General features: G+C 38.3%; 29 protein-coding genes. All 29 read right to left on the reverse strand.

Features of this window, described 5'->3' with window-relative positions; genetic code table 11:
- Nucleotides 1-6 precede the first annotated feature (6 nt).
- Nucleotides 7-1,383: a phage tail sheath C-terminal domain-containing protein gene (locus EKM65_RS07755; protein WP_125607263.1), complete on the reverse strand. Its 1,377-nt coding sequence runs from the start codon at nt 1,381-1,383 to the stop codon at nt 7-9.
- Entirely contained in the window at nt 1,383-1,571 is a 189-nt protein-coding gene (locus EKM65_RS07760; protein ID WP_125607265.1) for a hypothetical protein, read from the reverse strand. Before EKM65_RS07760 ends, EKM65_RS07755 begins: the two co-directional genes overlap by 1 nt.
- Nucleotides 1,568-1,978, reverse strand: coding sequence for a phage tail terminator family protein (locus tag EKM65_RS07765; protein ID WP_125607266.1), 411 nt, complete (start codon nt 1,976-1,978; stop codon nt 1,568-1,570). Before EKM65_RS07765 ends, EKM65_RS07760 begins: the two co-directional genes overlap by 4 nt.
- Before the next feature lie 2 nt (nt 1,979-1,980).
- Entirely contained in the window at nt 1,981-2,424 is a 444-nt protein-coding gene (locus EKM65_RS07770; RefSeq protein ID WP_125607268.1) for an HK97 gp10 family phage protein, read from the reverse strand.
- A 2-nt stretch (nt 2,425-2,426) separates the two neighbouring features.
- Entirely contained in the window at nt 2,427-2,798 is a 372-nt protein-coding gene (locus EKM65_RS07775; RefSeq protein ID WP_125607270.1) for a hypothetical protein, read from the reverse strand.
- The gene (locus tag EKM65_RS07780) at nt 2,795-3,184 is read right to left on the reverse strand and encodes a head-tail connector protein (RefSeq protein WP_125607272.1); all 390 of its coding nucleotides are present in this window, start codon (nt 3,182-3,184) and stop codon (nt 2,795-2,797) included. Before EKM65_RS07780 ends, EKM65_RS07775 begins: the two co-directional genes overlap by 4 nt.
- A 7-nt stretch (nt 3,185-3,191) precedes the next feature.
- Nucleotides 3,192-4,205 carry a major capsid protein gene (locus EKM65_RS07785; protein ID WP_125607274.1) on the reverse strand — a complete coding sequence of 338 codons (1,014 nt, stop codon included), beginning with the start codon at nt 4,203-4,205 and terminating at the stop codon, nt 3,192-3,194.
- Between the two features lie 3 nt (nt 4,206-4,208).
- Nucleotides 4,209-4,790 carry a phage scaffolding protein gene (locus EKM65_RS07790; protein WP_125607276.1) on the reverse strand — a complete coding sequence of 194 codons (582 nt, stop codon included), beginning with the start codon at nt 4,788-4,790 and terminating at the stop codon, nt 4,209-4,211.
- A 245-nt stretch (nt 4,791-5,035) separates the two neighbouring features.
- On the reverse strand, nt 5,036-5,215 hold the full coding sequence (locus EKM65_RS07795; RefSeq protein ID WP_125607279.1) for a hypothetical protein: 180 nt from the start codon (nt 5,213-5,215) through the stop codon (nt 5,036-5,038).
- 59 nt (nt 5,216-5,274) lie between these two features.
- Nucleotides 5,275-5,478 (reverse strand): hypothetical protein, encoded by a 204-nt coding sequence (locus EKM65_RS07800; RefSeq protein WP_125607281.1) that lies wholly within the window; start codon nt 5,476-5,478, stop codon nt 5,275-5,277.
- Between the two features lie 11 nt (nt 5,479-5,489).
- Nucleotides 5,490-6,884 (reverse strand): minor capsid protein, encoded by a 1,395-nt coding sequence (locus EKM65_RS07805; protein WP_125607283.1) that lies wholly within the window; start codon nt 6,882-6,884, stop codon nt 5,490-5,492.
- Nucleotides 6,874-8,319, reverse strand: a complete 1,446-nt coding sequence (locus EKM65_RS07810) for a phage portal protein (RefSeq protein ID WP_125607285.1) — start codon at nt 8,317-8,319, stop codon at nt 6,874-6,876. Before EKM65_RS07810 ends, EKM65_RS07805 begins: the two co-directional genes overlap by 11 nt.
- A gap of 8 nt (nt 8,320-8,327) precedes the next feature.
- Complete coding sequence (locus tag EKM65_RS07815) at nt 8,328-9,611, reverse strand: PBSX family phage terminase large subunit (RefSeq protein WP_125607287.1); 1,284 nt, start codon at nt 9,609-9,611, stop codon at nt 8,328-8,330.
- Complete coding sequence (locus tag EKM65_RS07820; RefSeq protein ID WP_125607289.1) at nt 9,598-10,011, reverse strand: hypothetical protein; 414 nt, start codon at nt 10,009-10,011, stop codon at nt 9,598-9,600. The genes EKM65_RS07815 and EKM65_RS07820 overlap by 14 nt, the downstream gene beginning before the upstream one ends.
- Nucleotides 10,012-10,142: 131 nt before the next feature.
- Nucleotides 10,143-10,751, reverse strand: coding sequence for a hypothetical protein (locus tag EKM65_RS07825; RefSeq protein WP_125607291.1), 609 nt, complete (start codon nt 10,749-10,751; stop codon nt 10,143-10,145).
- Nucleotides 10,752-11,145: 394 nt separating this feature from the next.
- Nucleotides 11,146-11,580: a transcriptional regulator gene (locus EKM65_RS07830; protein ID WP_125607292.1), complete on the reverse strand. Its 435-nt coding sequence runs from the start codon at nt 11,578-11,580 to the stop codon at nt 11,146-11,148.
- Between the two features lie 80 nt (nt 11,581-11,660).
- The gene (locus tag EKM65_RS07835; RefSeq protein ID WP_125607294.1) at nt 11,661-12,215 is read right to left on the reverse strand and encodes a DNA primase; all 555 of its coding nucleotides are present in this window, start codon (nt 12,213-12,215) and stop codon (nt 11,661-11,663) included.
- A gap of 10 nt (nt 12,216-12,225) precedes the next feature.
- Nucleotides 12,226-12,390, reverse strand: coding sequence for a hypothetical protein (locus tag EKM65_RS11285; protein WP_164506868.1), 165 nt, complete (start codon nt 12,388-12,390; stop codon nt 12,226-12,228).
- Nucleotides 12,391-12,399: 9 nt separating this feature from the next.
- Nucleotides 12,400-12,879 carry a DUF1064 domain-containing protein gene (locus EKM65_RS07840; RefSeq protein WP_125607296.1) on the reverse strand — a complete coding sequence of 160 codons (480 nt, stop codon included), beginning with the start codon at nt 12,877-12,879 and terminating at the stop codon, nt 12,400-12,402.
- The gene (locus tag EKM65_RS07845; RefSeq protein WP_125607298.1) at nt 12,872-13,300 is read right to left on the reverse strand and encodes a hypothetical protein; all 429 of its coding nucleotides are present in this window, start codon (nt 13,298-13,300) and stop codon (nt 12,872-12,874) included. The genes EKM65_RS07840 and EKM65_RS07845 overlap by 8 nt, the downstream gene beginning before the upstream one ends.
- Nucleotides 13,300-13,830, reverse strand: a complete 531-nt coding sequence (locus EKM65_RS07850) for a hypothetical protein (RefSeq protein ID WP_125607300.1) — start codon at nt 13,828-13,830, stop codon at nt 13,300-13,302. The genes EKM65_RS07845 and EKM65_RS07850 overlap by 1 nt, the downstream gene beginning before the upstream one ends.
- Nucleotides 13,830-14,006 carry a hypothetical protein gene (locus EKM65_RS11290; RefSeq protein ID WP_164506869.1) on the reverse strand — a complete coding sequence of 59 codons (177 nt, stop codon included), beginning with the start codon at nt 14,004-14,006 and terminating at the stop codon, nt 13,830-13,832. The genes EKM65_RS07850 and EKM65_RS11290 overlap by 1 nt, the downstream gene beginning before the upstream one ends.
- A gap of 8 nt (nt 14,007-14,014) precedes the next feature.
- A complete protein-coding gene (locus tag EKM65_RS07855) occupies nt 14,015-14,257 on the reverse strand; it encodes a hypothetical protein (RefSeq protein WP_125607302.1) in 243 nt (80 codons plus the stop codon).
- 2 nt (nt 14,258-14,259) lie between these two features.
- Nucleotides 14,260-14,457, reverse strand: coding sequence for a hypothetical protein (locus EKM65_RS07860; protein WP_125607303.1), 198 nt, complete (start codon nt 14,455-14,457; stop codon nt 14,260-14,262).
- Nucleotides 14,454-14,618, reverse strand: a complete 165-nt coding sequence (locus tag EKM65_RS11295; protein ID WP_164506870.1) for a hypothetical protein — start codon at nt 14,616-14,618, stop codon at nt 14,454-14,456. Before EKM65_RS11295 ends, EKM65_RS07860 begins: the two co-directional genes overlap by 4 nt.
- 144 nt (nt 14,619-14,762) lie before the next feature.
- A complete protein-coding gene (locus tag EKM65_RS07865) occupies nt 14,763-14,972 on the reverse strand; it encodes a hypothetical protein (RefSeq protein WP_125607305.1) in 210 nt (69 codons plus the stop codon).
- Nucleotides 14,956-15,876 carry a DnaD domain-containing protein gene (locus tag EKM65_RS07870; protein WP_225420433.1) on the reverse strand — a complete coding sequence of 307 codons (921 nt, stop codon included), beginning with the start codon at nt 15,874-15,876 and terminating at the stop codon, nt 14,956-14,958. The genes EKM65_RS07865 and EKM65_RS07870 overlap by 17 nt, the downstream gene beginning before the upstream one ends.
- Nucleotides 15,877-15,881: 5 nt before the next feature.
- Nucleotides 15,882-16,598 (reverse strand): MBL fold metallo-hydrolase, encoded by a 717-nt coding sequence (locus tag EKM65_RS07875; RefSeq protein WP_225420434.1) that lies wholly within the window; start codon nt 16,596-16,598, stop codon nt 15,882-15,884.
- Nucleotides 16,595-17,671, reverse strand: coding sequence for a recombinase RecT (locus tag EKM65_RS07880; RefSeq protein ID WP_125607307.1), 1,077 nt, complete (start codon nt 17,669-17,671; stop codon nt 16,595-16,597). Before EKM65_RS07880 ends, EKM65_RS07875 begins: the two co-directional genes overlap by 4 nt.
- Nucleotide 17,672: the final 1 nt, after the last annotated feature.

A 17,672-nucleotide genomic window follows, 5' to 3' on the forward strand; every position in this document is an offset into this window, starting at 1 on the left:
CTCCTTCTAGATAGTCACCGTCATATAAAGTTTCTCCATTGAGTCGAGCGGTTGGACTGCTAAGTCAACAATTACTTGATCCAATTCGGCACCTGGGTTGACAGCAATATCTTCACCGTCAAACTGTTGAATTGCACCAGAATTAACCAATGAAGTCAGATACTCAATCCGATTAGCTTTGAACAAATCACGACCAGCTTCATCGTTATTTACTTTGCCAATAAAACTAGCTTCGAATGTGTCTTTGGTGTTTTGAGCAATATCGTCGAGTACACGCATTACGCGGTTCTTAGATAATGATTTGCTCTTATTAGCTGAGTAAGTGTGCAAAGAATTAATATCTTCTTCAATCACAACTGAGCCAGAGCGTAGAGCAGTGAATAATAATTTACCGTTTGTCAAAGCAGAGATTGTATCATCATTGCTTAAACGACCATTAACAGCAGTTGCACCAGGATATTGAGCATAAGTTAATGACTGATTAACGGCCGCAGCAGCTTCGGCTCCTGCAACATAACCAGTTGCGATACTTGCACTTAATACTTCACCATCTGATAATTCAACACCGTTGGCTACAACGATTACACTTTCATAATCAGCACCAGTTTGACCATCAGGAATTACTGCAACAATTTTTTGACCAAAATCTTCTCGTAATCGCTGAACAGTAGCAACTAATAATTGATGAATTGGCGCATCTTTATCGTTACCAGCAGCTGTAACAGTGTTAAACTGTTCGATTTCCATTGCACTAATTAATGCATCAGTATCGACCTGGGCTGATGTGTCAGTAGTGCCACCAGCCAAAGATTTGGTAATACTTGCTGTTAAAGCATCGAGCAATGTTTTACCATCGTCTTCTGTTGGTACAATTTCTACATCAATGTAATCATTACTTTCTAACTGACTAGCACCAATCACAATTTGCTGATCGACTTGCTCAGTACCAAAATATGTTGTTACAACAGTTTGAGAAATATCAGCAGCATTTTTAGCAACACTGATGCGAATATTGTTACCAACAGTTCCTGGATATTTTGCCGTAAACTTCCATGGTAAGGCTTCATCAGCATAAGTTGCTTTAGCACCAGAATTAATATTGTAATAAAGTACCGTCAATGCTGCTTTTAACGTTTCTCGTAAAGCTTTTAATTGGTCTGAAGCATCATCGGCATAAATGTCGTGGCCAAGTAATTTCTTGAAATCACTGCCGGCATTTAGCTTAATAACACCATCAGCACCCCAACCTAGCGTATTTCCGCCAACAAAAAAGACCACTCCACGAGTAGTCTCTACACTGCCGACGCTCTTTTGCGGAGCGTTGACGTTAATATAAGCACCTGGGCGCTTTTTTGAATAGCTTGTATAAGTTCCACCTGCCATTAGAACAGACCTCCTTTAAGTCTGGTTACTGCGGATTTAGCCTCAGCAACCGTATATGTTTTGTCCGGTTCCAACGCAACTTCAAGTAAGTCACGCTGGCCACCAGTTAAATTAGTTGCAGACAACAGTTCATCTTTTGTAAAGACTGGTTGCTGTGCTGCCTTTTTTGTTACTTTCTTTTTTGTCACTTTAAACCTCCGTTGAAATTTAACGTAGACTGTTTAACTCCATCATCGCTTCCAGGCTTAACTCTAAATTCAGTGTCGAAAGTGCATTTAACAGTATCATCTTCGATGTGAATATCAAGATTCCGAATATGCGAATAGTCATCATCAATCTTTTCGAAATAAGCAGCTAACTCTTCAGAAACTCTGTCTAATTGTTGATTGATATGATCAGCGTCGGGAAAATAAACAACTTGGTAGCTGTATTTCCGTAACTGATAACCAAAATATTGTTTGTCGACGTGTAAATTTACTCGATGAACGTAAAATGACGGGACATTAAAACCGCTTGCTTTGTTCTCTCGATAAATTGTCATGCCCGGCCAATGATCAGCAATTGTTTTACCAATTAATTCCGTTACGTCTTCCAAAATTACATACCTCCAAAAATATCTTGGATTGCTTTGTCCATATCATCTTCCAGATTGGAATTAACAATCTTTTCAGTTTCATCGAGTGCTTTTTTGAACATAAAAACACCGTCAACCCAGGATGCTACCAATCTTTTTCCAATGGCCGGAACATACCTTCCTGGAGTTTGACGGTGCCCTTCTTCAACGAAGGACGCATATTCAACATTGTTAAATATTTCGACTAAGAATCTATTACCTTGCTTCTTTGCAGGATCATGACCCCAGCCACGGCGCAATGTACCACCAGCAACTGGTGTCTTTGCCTTAGCAGATTTGATAACATAATCAGCTGCTTGTCCTAATGATTTCTCAATTCTTTGATCGAATTCATTACCCTCAACAGTCTGATGAACCTTATCTGCAAATTCAGTGAATTGATCGTAATCAATTTTGCCAAGTCCCATAGCTAAGCCTTCTCATCAAATAACAAGCCAACTTCTTGATGGCTTTGATAAACATATCCACGAGTTGATTGCTTATATCTAGTTTCATGATCATGAATATCAGTCGCGATCACGTCACAACCAGCAGGAATCTGAACATCAGTATCGATGATTAAAATTGCGTCATATTTATCAGGCAAAAATTCTTTCTGATCCTTTGTTGAAAGGCCTGATTTAGAAATCTTGGCCGGATAATCAGTTAATAATTTCTCCTCAACATCGTCGTCAGTGAACACACCATCTTTCTTTGGTGTATGGCTAATAACGGTGACTTTGACGTTGTGAAGTGTTGCTAACGCTTTGGACATCTTCTTGTAAGCTTTGTTAAGTTTCATCGCGCCACCCGATAGTTATTGAGAATTGATCGGTAATCAGAAGTAATTGTGTTGGTTGCAGAAATACTCTTATACGCCTCTTGGAATGTCATAAAGCTTACTGAAGTATCACCTTCGCTAATTGATTTGACGTCACCATCATCACCGTTAGCGGCCCTAAGAATGCCAATTTCAGCAATGACAGTTAAGGCCATTCCAACGATCGTAGTATCAAGTTCTTCTGGCAAATCATCTCTTGTTAGATGAGTGTATGAAACGATATCATTAATGACCTTTTTTATAACAAAGCCAATAATTTTATCGAGATCTTCTTTACTTTGATCACTATTCTCTGGAAGCAAAAGTTCTATCTCTTCAGTAATTATCTTTAGTCTTTCTGCATCCATAACTCAATTATTCTCCTGTTTCTCCGGTTTCACCACTTCCACCAGCAGATGATGTGCCAATTGTATGTTGCAACCCAACAATACCGATGTTCTTAAGATCATAAACTGCCTTCCAATTTTTAGCGTTAGCTAAATCAGTGTTTGTTGGTGTCAAATAACCATCTTCACGAGCTTCATCAGTCCACTTAACCCCATAAGGTTTGAGTACAAATGCACGACGAGTATAGATGTTATCTGTACCAGCAGCTGCTTTACGTTCCCGTTCAAATGTTGTTAATTCTGATGGCGTACCAGTGTTACGGCCGAATGAACCAGCAGCTAACAAATACGTAGTGTAAGTTCCTTCGGCTGTCGGTTTCAAAGCGTCATCAACAACGACTCGATAGCCCAAATAAGTCGGAATCTTTACATCAGCCTGAGCGGTTGGAATAAAGTCGATTAATTGTTGCTTTTGTAATTCTGTGTAAACTGCTGAATGCATTACTGTTAATGACAAGGAATCAGCGTGATCCCCTAGTAATTGTTTGGTGTCAAGAAAAGCTTTACCATCAATTCCAGCTTGAGTCACGTTCAAATGATCTTTCAATGCAGCTGTTGGGCCACTAAATACACCATTTAATGTGTTGATTAAAATACTTTGTTCACGACGCAACCAATAATTACCAATCTTATTTAAAACGGCGCGTACTGGATCAGAGCCAGATAAAACAGCAGCCATTTCGTTAACACTCCAGCCACGGCCACGGTAAAGAACTGCAGCTGTATCTGAACTAGATGTAATTTTACCGGTTGATAACTCTTTATCACCATCACCGACTACTTCATCATCACCATTTAAATCATTCCAGAATGGCATAGTTACCATCTTGCCACCTGCTGTGATCATCTTTGAAACACGTTCATCTGGTACTGCAACACCGGATTGAATGATTGCAGATTTTTCAGTGGAGTATTGGTCCATATATGCGTTAAATACTTCGGGTGTGATTGTATCGATCACACGAGTTAATTCGTTACTCATTTTTTATTCTCCTTTGTCTTTGAGCACGTCAGTTAAATTGACTTTCTCATTATTAATTGCTGCGGCAATGTCAACGCCGCCTTTACCATTACCACCTTGAGGTTGATAGTGAGCTGTCGGAGTTCCAGAAAACAAGTAAGGTTTTGATTCACGTAAAGACTTCACTTGCTCCTCTAACCCTGTTACCACGCCATTATCATCAAGCTTTACTTGTTCTTGGTCAATAAATTTAAGAAGATCTTGTACATCACGAGCACCCGTTCCTGAAAGGCCAGTCACTAATGCGGCATTCTTTTTAGTTGACGCTAATTGATTATTGAGGTTTTGAGTATCTGTATCATACTGTTTCTGCAATTCATCAAGCTTAGCCGTCAACGTTTCACTGTCGCCAGCGTTCTTTTTCAAAGATTTAATATCTTTATCACGCTGAGTAATTTGTTCTTTCAATCCATCACGCTCTGCGATTACAGATTCAAGCTCTTGTTGAGCCTTCTGGCCGGCTTGAACATCAGTGCCGTGTAATTTCATCACACTGTCAACTTGTTCATCAGTTAAGCCCAACTTTTGCAATTCTTCTCTAGTCATACTTAATTACCTCTTTCGTTATTTGTAACGCGGGACGACCGCGTTCAAGGATTTGTGCTACATGCGCTGCAGCAGCGGTCAGTTAACGTCATCCCGGACGAAATAAATTAACTAAGTTGAATTCTTTTTTGATTCAAACAAAAACATTTACCAAACAAATTGACTTGGAACCACGAAACAGCGTATTTGACGCCGCTCTCTTCATACTTTGTTAGATAATGATGCATCACGATACCCCCTTAAACTTATTTGGTTTGCGCTAAAGCATATCCGGCTGTTGAAGTATTGTTGAACACTGCAGAACGTGTAACGCCAGTTGCTTTGCCAGTGTAATCAAACGAAAAACCAGTTGTAGTCGGTCTACAATCTATCACGTCATTAAAATGATAAGTCTGACCATTATTTGTAAATACAATTAATTCCATGTGCTTTCCTCCTAATTTTGGGTATAAAAAAAGCACTCACCATAATTGATGAATGCTTGTTAGGTTAATTTAATTGTTTTTACTTCGTTGCCCTCAAAAGTGAAGCTATAAACATCAGTCGTCATAACGAAATAATAATCAGAATGCTCATCGTCTGGCTCATCAACGACGTCAATAAAGCCACGCTCTACTTGACCATCTTTAAACCTAACCTCGACATTTTGGTGCAAATATTTCTTTCGGTAATCCAAACCATCTTTCATAGTTTCACTTCCTAATCTAAATCTGGAAATACATGAGTGCCTTTTTTGCCATACGCAATTCTGAAACTTTTAACATGAACTAATTGACCGTTGGCATCATGAACCCAGCCTACGTATTTATTAGTGTGATGGAATTCAAAATTACGTTGCCATTTATCTTTTCGGTTCAGCTTAATTATACCATTGCCAGCATGCTGATTAACAAGGTTTTGAACGTCTATCCCGTCATCAAAAAAACTTTTACCTTCAACATAAGAAGAACTATGGATATCATGTTTCTTTTGAAGGTTCTGATTTAATTCAAGCGGAAATTCACCAGATTTAATTCTGTTCTTAACTGACTGTATTACTTCGTTTCTAGCCTTTTCAGCAGCTTGCTCAAGCTTGTTATTGCGACCCCTTTTCCAATCGTCAAAACTAACATTATCAACTAAACGTCCTTTTCCATCTTCGCCACGTTCCCAGCGTTTTCCAACAGGCGGATAGTTAGAAACGACTGCAGTTGTTGTACAACGACACCAAGGATGGATTGGGGGATAATTCTCACCGTCCCGTTTGTCAGACATCTTGAACTCTCTGCCATCTAAGTGGCCACAGATATCACAAGTATGGCTTTCGAGTGTAGCCATATATTCGTATTTCTTAATGCCATCATCTTCGTACGATTGAAACGTTGCTGTTTCAGTAACGTGAGCCATTTCAGTATGAACTAATCGATGCCAATCAACCTGCTTGAATTTACCATATCTTTCCGCAAGCTGCTTGGCCATCTTTTTAGATCCATAACCCATGACAATACTTTCAGAGATTGATGACGTCAAAACATTAGGCAGATCAGAGTGAAGATCTTTCCAAATACGTTGACTAAAATTCTGATTCTTATACCAGGGCTTTTGAACTGCTAGCTGAATTTGTTTCTGATTGTAGCGAGAAAAGTTAGCATTAATTCCAGTTATACTTTCGTTCAAGTATGAGGTATGAAGATAAGTATCATCAAAGTTAGCCTCAAGTTCATCACCAAATCCTGCTTGAAATTGAGGAATCACTGGGGCAATCTGTTTGGCCAATTGAATTTGTAGTTGCTGTAACCTAGCTACTTGGGATTTGATATAAACGAGGTCAAGTTCTTGATCGTATCCACCTTGTTTAGCTTTCCTGATGAAATCATCAAGCTTCATTTCCCAAGTCTCACCTTTAGCAGATTTTAGGATTTGCGCTGCGGTGTTGAAATCAGTACCACTGGTTTTAGCATATCGCTTATACCATTTAATTAGCTGCTGATTAATCGTGCTATAAATCTGATCCATTTGTTTGATAGACTCAGCTTCATAAAGCGCCGATTGACGTTCAGCAGCCTGTTTAGTTTGAAGATAACGTCTCTGCCAGTAGTCACGATTATTCATCATCTACCTGCTCATCATCTTTACTCTTATCTTCATCAATGGGTGGTTGCGGTACAAAAGGATCAGGATGTTTGGCTTCATCGTCAGCATCTTTTTCTTGCTGCTCCAATTCCTCTTTCCAATCCTCAACTAATGGATTGGCTTTTGCAATAGAGGCTTTAGAAGTATGATCAGCTAATTTACTGATAATATCAGCACGCTCTGATTCGTTCTGAATACCAAACCGAGTCCAAGTTTGTTTGATCGGTTTATCTTTCAGACTAATGTCAAGATTGTCCGCAACTAATCTAATCAACTGGCTAATTGCAGGACGAAATTCAGCTTCTAGTTGGCCTGCTTTCAATTCAAGCTGACCGTATAACATCTTGATAGCAATACCAGTGATATTTGTTCCGGCTTTTAAATCGTTTGGATTAACACCTTGGCCTTGAATAAAGATGTTATTCATTGTTTCTGACAACAATTCCTTGCGGGCTTCAACTGGAATATCAATGGTTAATTTATCAAGCCCAGACTTATCATCGCCACCTTCATTCTCAAATTCAGCGAGCTTAAACTCACGAAGGTTCTGTAAAAACTCTTTTTTATTCATTCCGGAATAGTTTGTAAGGATTAAGATTACTTGCTGAACGTCCTCAACATCATTAATGAATCCGTTGTAGACAAGATCATAAGCATCAATAATTCCTTTATATTTCTGCAAGTCAGGTGATTTATCAGAATTATTGTTAAACGGTATAAATGGAACAACTCCAAAATCGTGGTTCATTGTAGCCACTTGATCAAGTTGATCAGAATTCACGCTATCAATGAGCCTTACGCTCTGGTTATAGACCATCTCAGCATACGTTGAGCCTTGCTTGCGCTTAAAGAACGTGGCTTCCTTATCAGTCCAATACTCATCATAAATATAAGTTTGACCATCATTGGGATCTAGCTGCTCATATGTGCGACGTACTGCCAATAATTCATTAGTCAAAGTTGATTTATAAATTGGCGTGATTTCATTGGCTGGAACAACTGCATATTTAAATTTATTTTCTTCAATCCATACATGAAGCCAACCCGTTCCGGCCAATGATGCTTCAACAATTAATCTATAGATAATTTTCAACCATTCATCGCCCAAGGCATTCATTACCTTCTCATTGGTTTTATCATCACCCAAATCAAGAACCGGTGGCTTACTACCTACATAAGCCGCTTTCTGGTCAACAAGAATCTGGTGAAAATTGGAGCTGACTCTACTGTCATGCTTATGCAGTGGATCATCAGGTTTCTCTTTCTCCTGGTCAGCTTTACTTTTTTGGCTTCGATTTGGCAAAACGATATCATTCATGTTCCGATAGTACCGAAGTGATTCACGGTAACGATGATCATTATCGACTAACGCTGAATCTGTTTGTTCAAATACCTTCTTAGCTTGTTCAAGATCCATTTAAATTCTCACTTCCCCCAAAATTGACTATGTCTATTTCTTGGCTCAATTACTGTTGAATACATGTACCTATCAGCGTCAAGCCCGTGATCGTTTTGTTTAACTGGCTTATCCTCGCCACGATCAGCTGCTTTGGCATCCCAAATGTAAGAATGAATTTCTCGCAGAGTATTAACTGATTTTGAACTCCACTTCATTACACCGTCGGACATTGCTGACATCATTCCACGAATGCCATCTAAAACCTTGTTTTTGGCGTTTTTAACGTTGAACCCATGCTGTTTTAACTCTGTCTTAAAAGACTTCGCAGACGGGTCGAGAATGACTCTGACAGTGTCTTTAGATAAATGATTATCTTCATAGAACTTCTCAAGATCATCAGCATACTCTGAATCAGTTCGTTGAATTTGGCTTTCACGTCCAGAATAGTAATACTCGCCAGTGTTATACCAGGTATCTTTATACAGGCTCCATAGTTTAAACGCAGTGGCGTTCATAGTACCGTAGTCAATGCTGACCCACTGCTCATCAAATTTAGTGCCATCAGGTAAATCAACCACCATAGTTTCCTGGTCAAAGTTGGAATAAATCACACCCTCGGCCATAACCCATAGGCCTTGAATATATCTCTGATAGAAAACTCCACTATACATTCGCTTGTAGCGCTCAATTGTTCGTTGTGTTAAAGAGGGATTATCACTCATCATGAAGTGTAAATGAACTGCACGCTTAGCTTCTAACTGATCTATCCATTCAAGTTTGAACCAATGATAAGGGCCAGCAGGATTGCAGTTAAACCAAAACTTACCGCCATCAACAGATACACGTGATGTTGCCTGATTAACAAATGATTCAGGCATTAATGCAACTTCATCAAAAAAGAACCCAGCAGCTGTAATACCCTGCACCAGGTCCTGTGATGATTCATCTTTACCACCAAACAAAAAGTAATAGTTAGTTACACCATGCTTGCTGATTTCCAGCATGTTCTCTGTCCGATGATCAATAACTTGATATTTTCGGCCTAACAACATTTTCTTTAACGGCCGGATAACGTTTCTTCTTAACGAGCCTATCGTCTTACCGGCGATACCGAACTGCTGATCATTGAATTCTTCCATTGACCAAATAATATATGACAACGACATAACTGAGGTCTTACCAGCACGAACAGAACCGTCAGCAATAATTGCATCGTTATCTTTGGTCTCCGGATAACGCCACCAGGTGAGGACTTGCAACTGTTTCTTTGAGAATTTCTTGAAGTGAAAAACAACGTTAGTCCTCTTCATTATTATCACTCCAAGCACTCTTAGCAGCTTCGTTGATCGCTTCCATAAAGCCGTCATCTTCATCTTGAATATCATCAATTTCGAGATTATCCAAACTGGCTTTATCAATAATGTATTGTGCGGCATTATACCTGACCATTTCAGATCTCGCACTCAATAAATCACGCATGGTCAAAATGGCTTCTGATACTAAATCATGGAGCATATACTGGTTATATTCGTTTTGAGCACGAACAAATTTTTCAGTTGACTTCCAAGCCGAAATAGTTTGTGGAGCAACCTTAACTTTTTCTGCAATGTCTGTTTGTTTCATGTGAGCAAACAACAACATTACCGTCATTTGTTGCCTTTTGGGTAACGAATAGAAAGTGCTCAAACTTCTTATTTTTTCTGATTTCACATAAACCACCACACCTCCAAATTTAGAGTATAAAAAAAGACATCCAAAGATGTCTTTAACTACGTCTATTCCAACACAAGAATGCCGCCAAAATTATTATTAAGATTAATAATATAAGTAATAAACGTACATTATTTGAGCCTGCGATACTTAAGATGATCATCAATTCCGGTCTCCTTTTTTATCGTCTTACAAATTTTGCGATATTTGGACTCGTTTTTTGAAAAATCATTAAATTTTATTTTTAATAAGTCCATTGGCATAGTATCTTGGCCAGTATAATCAGACTTTAAACTTGCAACTATATATGCAACGCATACTAGCGTACCATTGTCATTAATATCTCCACGATAATTTTTGTACATGTATATTGATAATAGTTTTACGGTTCTCGCCGATCCATATTGCATAATAAACTGCATTCTATCATTAAGCTTTTTAACTTGCTGATCATTGGTTTCTCCGTCATCATTTGATAACTCTTTTGCTTTTGCTTCTGGATCAACAAGAAATTCTGTCCACCATTCTAAATTCTTTTTTATATCCCCGCCATTATCCTGACGATAATATTGATCTATTTGTAATCGCTGAGCAGCATCAGATGTTCGATAATCATGTTCCTTCGACATAAACATCTCAGGGCTCTTCTTTATCCAAAATAATACTATAACGATCAATATCACAATTAGAATTGAATTATAATCAAAATTTTTGAAAAGCCAATCGAGCATTGTATCCACTAGTATCACCTCAAGATAATATTTAAATTCATGATTGAATATTATCACAGATTTATATTGACATAAACAAAATTTAAATAAGTATTTGATAATCAAATCATCAAGTGTTGATACAAAAAAAGCGAACCAAGCTCTGTCCGCTTTCGTGTGACCTTTAACTTTCTCTGATTGGGAGAACCGCACGAAACGGAATCGAACCGTTATTTAACACCAGCCGTGCAAGTCTAATGTTGGCCGACAACTTTAGACTGATTTGCGTTAGTGAGCAGGTTTTCCGCCCTGATCACTCACTCCTCATTCTTTCGATGTTAACAATATAACATCAGTAAACTCCAGAAGTACTCCAGAAATTATCCAAGTTCACTCCATTTTTTATCCAGAAATTGTCCAGAAATCATCCAAACTCTGCTTCACTTTCCATATAAACCGTGCAATGAAGGCGACGAGACACCTGTAATAAAGCAGTGCGCTTATTATCAAAATATTTCGAAGCGGAAATATCTAGACGATCGATGGCATCCATATCTGGATGATTGCTCTCTAACCCCTCACAATAACGAGCCCTTAATAATTCTTGAAACATCTGCTTAGGAATTGCTGCGATTGCTCCATCTATCCAATCGACATATTGCTGAGCCGATTCTTTTTGTTCGATGTACCGTTGAGCATAAGGGTCATTATTAGCTGTACTTGCTGGTAGTCCATCGCTCCAAGCAGAAGTTATTTTCTGATTAACTGGCATTCTGGCAATACCACGAGCAGTACGATAATCGCTTAATATCTTTTCAGCAGCCGCTCGCGTTTCAACTTCATCAATTACAATCACCAAACAGCAACTCCTTATGTTAAAATTAATTTGTCGTATTAATTGATAAGTAGCTGCCAATAGGTGGCTTTTTTTGTGCCCAATTATTCTTCTGATTTCTCATTCTTCTGATTCATTTGAGTAATCCAAGCAGCGGCGTAAGGCGCGAATTTGTCGCGAGCTTTATTCAATTCATTCAACATTGCAATTGTTGACATTTTCATGATCTTTGCGATTTCATCAAATTCATAGCCTTCGCTAACTTTATATATAACACTTTTAACATCAAAATCAGGATAATCAATCTTTTCAGCTAGTAAGAACTGATCGACATCTCTAGCAGAAATAATAACTTTTTGATCTTGATAATTTGAACCACCAACATCTAGTGAAGTCTGTTCCACTTCAGAACATTTCCAGACGCCATCTTCATCAGGTGCATAAGTAAATCTTGATTGACCGGTTTCAATATCACTTTGCTGATTGAAACTCAATTCTGCTGATTCCAATAAGATTGAAACATCAGCACGTTCTTTTAAATCATTAAGTTCAACTAAACTCTTACCAAGTTGGCTAGTGCCAGCTTTAATCTTTACAACTACGTTTTCTTTATTATCAATACTAATGCTGTCGATTTCTCCATAAAAATTTAAACTCATAATCTTCCTCCTAAAATAAGTCCTTAAAATCATCATCTTTAAAGTTCTTCATTAATTCTTTATGAATCCTGCGCTGCACTCCTAAATTGTAAACAAACGTAACAATTGAAATTAGGATTACTACTGCGATCGCAAAAGCAATTAGTCCCAAAATGATAGTCAAAATTATTTCCATCTCTACCTCCTAGTAATTAGTAGCCTCAATCCATGAATAATTGAAGTCAGTTTTATGAAGTGGGTCTTTATCACTCAAAGGCTTAGTTACGCCCTGTGCAATCGTTTTGAATTCATGGGCCAATATTACTAATGCTTCAACAGGGACGCCGTATCGAGCGGCAAACAACCTAAAACGAAGCTTGTTACCTTGGTCAATTCCATAAGGTCCAAAACTGTTTTTAACGTCGTAAACGTGAATCATTTGGCCATACTCATCGTAGATAACGAAGTCCGGTTTATAGCTAATTGCTGATATTTTTGTTTTTTTCGTTCCTGGTATCTGAGTTAATTCTTGGAGTAGATAAGATGGATGAACTTCAAATCTATAACCGCAATTCTTAACGAATTTGCGATAGAATTGGTCTTCTTTTTCTGAATCAAATACATATCCATCACGATTAATTTTATTGCCGTGTTTATTGATAGCAGTTGGAGATTTTTTAATCATCTGTCTTAGTCTCGCTTTCAAATTCATAAAAGAAAGAGGGATCTTCAACGTTCTGATATTCCAAATTACCGTTGTCATACTCAATTAATATGACGGATCTTTTTAAATCATCAGAACGTTTGCTTAGATATAATGACTTAATCTGACCAATTCCAACACAGAATTCCCAATCTTTGGATCTAACGCTCATCAGCTTATATTTTGTCTTCACTCTTTCTTTTTCAAACGTTTTATTCCGAATATAATGATCAACAATATCAGTGGCAATATATCCTAAATAAGCCAGGCATACGATTAGAACACCCCAGAATAACAGGATTAAATTAAGCGTATAGTTCCACGCAATGAGGATCATTATGATTCCAATAACTATTGTTGCGAACCATATAAGTTCTAATGTCTTATATGTTTTTTCTTTCATTACTCTGCCTCCCGATCATAATAGGGTTCACGGGCTACATAATACTCACCAGCAGTATTTGCTACACCAAATTGACCAGGAACCGCTGAATTTAAGAATAGGTGCTCACGACAATTGGGACAGGTAATGTAACGATTACCATAACTAGTAGTTATTTGATCCGTGTGGCCACAGATTGAACAATTAACACCGACTAAAACTTGATCACCCCAGTTTGGCCGTTCAGACTTATTAATTACCTCATCAGCTGATTTATGAACTTCACGATCAATGTGCTCATCGAGTTCTGCACCGCGATTTTTAAAATGCTTATCTAATTTAGTGGCCAACTCTTCCGCATCAATTTTTGGTTCATTAACTTCATTTTTTTGTTTTGAGGTAGTCGCTTCAACCGGCTCTGCTGCTGCATTTGTTGTTATGTCGGTCTTGGCCAAAACTTCTCTAACTAAGATGACCAATGTTTCATCTTCTAGTTTTGCGTTTTCTAGGCTGACAGATACACCAGATTCATTTTTAATAACAACCTTCATTACTTAACCTCCATAATTTTAATATTGCGAATGTGATTGGCATTCGTTCCGACTTGGCCAACTTGTAACCAATTGTTGTCGTCAATAAATGGCCGTTCCTTTTGCTGAACTTTATGGGTGATTAACATATCGTCCTCATCAATATAGGTAACAACCCAATTAGTAACTTTTTCCATTTTTACACCTACTTCGGAATACTTGGCTTGGCCGAGTAATTTTCTCTAAATACATCGCTAAGACGGCGGCCACACATTGGACAATAATAAATTTCAACGTCATCAAAATCCGAATTATGATTGATACCTAGCATCGCACAGTTTCTTTTTGAAAAAGTTGCTCTTGTAACTTTGACAGTAAACTCATCTCTGCCCTCTGCTAGAATTGGATAACCATCATATCTTTCTTTAATGTCACAATATTTACACACTGTTAATCCACCTCTTTTAAATCAATCGCATAACCATAAGCAATCGTTTCGTTAAATTCTTCAATTCTTGCTAATAAGTCAGCGCAATCAGTCTGATTTAATTTCAAAACTTGATTAAGCTGGTAATTTGTAAGGAAATGAGAATTAAAACTATCCAGCCAACCTTGTTCAATCGCGGTAATTTTAAATTTCTTAATCATAAATCTTCAACCTCCACATTAATCGATTCAAATCTATACCAACCCTCGTCAATACGATCATTATGCTCATCGCAGAATTCTTGAGCAGCTTGTGGCGTTGAAAATCCTGTGATAATGAATACTTCGTCATAACACTGCCAATACACTACATAAACGTTCATTGCTTATTCCTCCATCAACTTCCAAATAATTACCAGCACAAAAATGAAGACAATGATCAGCGCAACAAGGGGCAACCAGTCGCTGAAGAACAACGTTGTGATCAAAATTATGATGCTGATAAAAGCGGCAATAATATTGAACAATTACACACCCTCCGTTAAAGGTGGCAACCAATACCAACCGCGTGCGCAAACAATTTCAAAATGATCATCTGGATAATTATCTCTAAATTGATTCAGTGCGCCTTTAGCTGATGCCTTATGGCCATAGTAGTTACTAACGATCTGAATATCGTTGTATTCGCTAACTGAAGCTACTGCGTAAACAACTGGAGTATCACCTGCTATTTTCATTCTTATCCTTCTTTCCCGACGAATTTAAAGCGGCTAATTTTTCAGCAATACTTTGCCGATCAACCGTAGGTTGTTGTTCAACTTTTACTTGTTCCTCATTTTTCAGCCAAGATGGCGTAACCCCAACCTGCTGACTGGCTTTAACTTGACGCGGAGTCCTAGCTGCTGATTGTTTTTGTGCTTCACGCTGTTTTTCAGCATTCTCAACATCTTGAACAGTAGTAAATTTCTTGTTATACCAGTTTTTTAAAATCGAATTAGCATAGTTGTACTTTCTAACACCGTTATCGACTGCCACATTTAATGCTTGGATAATGAGCTTTACAGCGTCGTCATTTGATGAACCAATCTGTTTAAAATCATCAATCCAATAATCAAAATCTTCCCAGGTCTTAGGTGGCATGGTTCCAAATCCGTTTTGTTGCCAAAAATCATTAATTGAGTTGACTGATAATGATGATGATAAATTCTTATCATTCTTTAAGTTCTTGTCATTCTTGTATGTGGCGGGTTGTTGGCGACTTGTTGGCGGGTTGTTGGCGGAGTGCTGTGCAACTTCTTGATACTCTGACCAGTTAATCACTGTAACCACGCTATATTTCGTCGTTGTTTTGATGTGCAACATTTGCATGTTTTCTAATTTCTTCAACAATCTCCACGAAGAATCAGCAGAAATTTGATGGCGCTTTTGAGCACCGTAATTGTACTCAACCCCTATTGCCGTGCGCCCCGTGACGAATTCACCGCTGTGCAAAAGTATTTTTTTACCATTAAAGTTGAATGTACTTTCATCATGACTCGCTTTAGTCAGACACAAAATCCACATCTTTAATAAATTAGGATCTGACCAAACAAGCGAATCAGTTATTTTTCTGTAAACTTTTATCCAGCCTTGTTTGGCCACTTAGATCACCGCCCTGCTATTTTGACAGGAACACCTGTTAATTCTTGGACAGCTTTCTTAAATCGTTCCGGATCGCCATTGGTGGCACTAACATGAATTAAAGTTATCTCTTGCAAACTCGGCGAAGCATTGGCCTTGATAAATTCCAGCGAGCTCTTCATCTCAAAATGACTGGTTAAAATTCGGTTGTGTAAACTATGGTTTAATTGACCTTCAACATCATTCTCGACCGCAACATCTTGCGCGTAATTCATTTCAACCAGCATGTGTGTGACATGATTAAAATGATATTTAACAAAATAAGTATCAGTGACGTAAACTAATCGTTCGCCTGTCTTACCATTGTCAAAAACATACCCAACTGGCTGTGCTGCATCATGTGCAACCGGAAATGCTGTAATTATCCAATCACCAATTTTTATAGGATCAAACTCCTGGACAATTTGAACTCGATAACTAGAAGCCAACTTAAGCGCTCTGGCCGTTCCACGAGTTAAATAAATTGGAAACGAAGTTCGTTCAAGATACTGTTTAATGAATTTAGAATGATCACCATGCTCATGAGTAATAAACATGCCACCAATTTGACCGAGCTGGAATTTCAACCGAGGGGCAACCAAGTTATAACTAATTCCTGCCTCGATCATTAATTGGGTTTCACCGTCATCAATTAAATAGCCATTACCTGAACTTCCGCTTCCAAATACTGTTGTCTCAATCAAAATGGATCATCCTCTACTTCATTAGTTGGTTGTGGCTCTGGAGTAACGTCTGGCTCCGGTTCTTCATCTGGGCCATATGTTTCAGGCATATCAGACTGTACGACTTCATCAGGTTCTTCAGCAGTAACTTCTGGTTCATGTTCAATTGTCTTGGCCTCAGTAACGGTATCAAAATCAGTTTGATTGGCTTCTTCAGTAACATCGCGGCGCATGGCCTCATAGTTACCATCTGTCGATTTATCGTATTCCATTGCAATAAAACCATTGCTGAAGTCCTTTGGAATTTTCTTAACAACGTTATTTCGCATTTTTCGCAGAATCATTGATTCACGTGATTGTGGTGAGGACCAAGCTGGTGAAATCTTTCCTAGTTTAACCAGATCTGGATCGCCGAGAATTTCATCAAGCGTCATACCTTCAGCCTTATCCATAAAATCCTGTTTAGCATTGCTATGATCCCACATCAAATTATTCGCAACATGAGCTAATAAATTCCGTTTAACATCGGCACGTTCGCCAATATAGTAATTAACCTCACCGTTGTTGAATTCGATTGGATAAACAACACGAATGACTTTTCCACGACCCGTTTCAGTCCATGCTGGTGGTGTCATTTTTAAACCCTGGTGTTTTGGATATTCAAATTCATCTTCTTCTCGAACAACCCAATACGGATAAACATTTTTAACACCGCGGCCAAAACGAGCTAGTAAGGCATCATTGCCATCGCCTTCGATATTCATTTCAACAACTTGATGCTTGGCACCGCTTTTGTCTTTTTTATTACGAACAATAAAGTAAACTTCTCGTGGGTCAGCAGACGCATTTAACTCAAGCGCAGCTACCTGCAACAGAATGTTAGTGATATTGCTATGATCAATGTCGTTAATCGATAAGGAGTTATCGCTAAGCATTGTGCTAATTGCTGTCATAGCATTTAGTGTTACGGTACGTTGGTAGTCAGTCATTGAGATGCCGTTTCCTTGAAGCTGTTCAGCAATCATTGGCATGAACACGTCGTTTACCTTGGCTAATTGAGACTTATAAGTTGTTGCTGGTGTATTTTCAGTCATT

The sequence above is a fragment of the Lapidilactobacillus bayanensis genome, assembly GCF_003946695.1.
Lineage (GTDB): Bacteria > Bacillota > Bacilli > Lactobacillales > Lactobacillaceae > Lapidilactobacillus > Lapidilactobacillus bayanensis.

Bases quoted from the DNA above. Each gene is read 5' to 3' on its own strand.
- EKM65_RS11290 (WP_164506869.1), bottom strand. From the start codon at position 14,006: ATGGAAAAAGTTACTAATTGGGTTGTTACCTATATTGATGAGGACGAT.
- EKM65_RS11285 (WP_164506868.1), bottom strand. From the start codon at position 12,390: ATGGAAATAATTTTGACTATCATTTTGGGACTAATTGCTTTTGCGATC.
- EKM65_RS07850 (WP_125607300.1), bottom strand. From the start codon at position 13,830: ATGAAGGTTGTTATTAAAAATGAATCTGGTGTATCTGTCAGCCTAGAA.
- EKM65_RS07780 (WP_125607272.1), bottom strand. From the start codon at position 3,184: ATGGATGCAGAAAGACTAAAGATAATTACTGAAGAGATAGAACTTTTG.
- EKM65_RS07755 (WP_125607263.1), bottom strand. From the start codon at position 1,383: ATGGCAGGTGGAACTTATACAAGCTATTCAAAAAAGCGCCCAGGTGCT.
- EKM65_RS07785 (WP_125607274.1), bottom strand. From the start codon at position 4,205: ATGAGTAACGAATTAACTCGTGTGATCGATACAATCACACCCGAAGTA.
- EKM65_RS07865 (WP_125607305.1), bottom strand. From the start codon at position 14,972: ATGAAAATAGCAGGTGATACTCCAGTTGTTTACGCAGTAGCTTCAGTT.
- EKM65_RS07860 (WP_125607303.1), bottom strand. From the start codon at position 14,457: ATGATTAAGAAATTTAAAATTACCGCGATTGAACAAGGTTGGCTGGAT.
- EKM65_RS07770 (WP_125607268.1), bottom strand. From the start codon at position 2,424: ATGGGACTTGGCAAAATTGATTACGATCAATTCACTGAATTTGCAGAT.
- EKM65_RS07790 (WP_125607276.1), bottom strand. From the start codon at position 4,790: ATGACTAGAGAAGAATTGCAAAAGTTGGGCTTAACTGATGAACAAGTT.
- EKM65_RS07815 (WP_125607287.1), bottom strand. From the start codon at position 9,611: ATGAAGAGGACTAACGTTGTTTTTCACTTCAAGAAATTCTCAAAGAAA.
- EKM65_RS07835 (WP_125607294.1), bottom strand. From the start codon at position 12,215: ATGAGTTTAAATTTTTATGGAGAAATCGACAGCATTAGTATTGATAAT.
- EKM65_RS07800 (WP_125607281.1), bottom strand. From the start codon at position 5,478: ATGAAAGATGGTTTGGATTACCGAAAGAAATATTTGCACCAAAATGTC.
- EKM65_RS07880 (WP_125607307.1), bottom strand. From the start codon at position 17,671: ATGACTGAAAATACACCAGCAACAACTTATAAGTCTCAATTAGCCAAG.
- EKM65_RS11295 (WP_164506870.1), bottom strand. From the start codon at position 14,618: ATGAACGTTTATGTAGTGTATTGGCAGTGTTATGACGAAGTATTCATT.
- EKM65_RS07775 (WP_125607270.1), bottom strand. From the start codon at position 2,798: ATGAAACTTAACAAAGCTTACAAGAAGATGTCCAAAGCGTTAGCAACA.
- EKM65_RS07805 (WP_125607283.1), bottom strand. From the start codon at position 6,884: ATGATGAATAATCGTGACTACTGGCAGAGACGTTATCTTCAAACTAAA.
- EKM65_RS07840 (WP_125607296.1), bottom strand. From the start codon at position 12,879: ATGATTAAAAAATCTCCAACTGCTATCAATAAACACGGCAATAAAATT.
- EKM65_RS07845 (WP_125607298.1), bottom strand. From the start codon at position 13,300: ATGAAAGAAAAAACATATAAGACATTAGAACTTATATGGTTCGCAACA.
- EKM65_RS07795 (WP_125607279.1), bottom strand. From the start codon at position 5,215: ATGGAATTAATTGTATTTACAAATAATGGTCAGACTTATCATTTTAAT.
- EKM65_RS07810 (WP_125607285.1), bottom strand. From the start codon at position 8,319: ATGGATCTTGAACAAGCTAAGAAGGTATTTGAACAAACAGATTCAGCG.